The following is a 583-nucleotide window of genomic DNA, read 5'->3' as shown; positions in this document are numbered from 1 at the left end:
TTTTTCCCAGATACGGTTTATTTCAACCTCTGTATCTACCATATCATTGAGAAAACTCATACCTTTCACCGTACCGCGCAGTTGACGTACACTCTTTCTCGCTAAATTGTGCTTGCTGAGAGCGATAGCGCAATCAATCTCCAAGCACATATAGCGATTAGTCAGATCGTTACTAATATCCACGGCGAGAGATCCTCTCACATTCTTCCCCAACTTTGCAGGTAACAGCCAGCAGCATGTCACTAGCAATATACGCCGCACCTTCTGACATGGCATGAGAAGCACGACGGATAAGCTCTTCAATCTCCGTTGCGAAGTTGAAGAACACACTGTCGGGGTTTTGGTTGGCGAAGAGTTGGAAGCTCTCCTGAACACTTTCGAAAGCTTCCGCACGAGTTCCTAACCCCCGCCATTTGATTAATTTTACGATTGACCGCTCAGGAAAGCCATTGGCAATTTTCTGAGCTGAAATGTATACGTTCAACATATTTGCTTTTTCCTAAGTTAAATGATTGTAGCCATTAGAATAGGCAATCGTTAGCGGCGATCACCTATGATTAATGACCACAAGAGAAGTCGGATC

At 44.4% G+C, this 583-nt stretch carries 2 protein-coding genes; both read right to left on the bottom strand.

Annotated elements, in window-relative coordinates:
* Nucleotides 1-183, bottom strand: a 183-nt coding sequence (locus tag N1032_RS26680) for a hypothetical protein (protein ID WP_259543682.1), incomplete at its 3' end; no start/stop codon positions are given.
* On the bottom strand, nucleotides 173-487 hold the full coding sequence (locus N1032_RS26675) for a hypothetical protein (RefSeq protein ID WP_259543680.1): 315 nt from the start codon (nucleotides 485-487) through the stop codon (nucleotides 173-175). The genes N1032_RS26675 and N1032_RS26680, both read right to left, overlap by 11 nt.
* Nucleotides 488-583: the final 96 nt, after the last annotated feature.

Source organism: Herbiconiux daphne (assembly GCF_024979295.1).
Lineage (GTDB): Bacteria > Actinomycetota > Actinomycetes > Actinomycetales > Microbacteriaceae > Herbiconiux > Herbiconiux daphnes.
The sequence above is the reverse complement of the archived record's forward strand: the minus strand, read 5'-3'. Positions and strand labels throughout refer to the sequence as shown.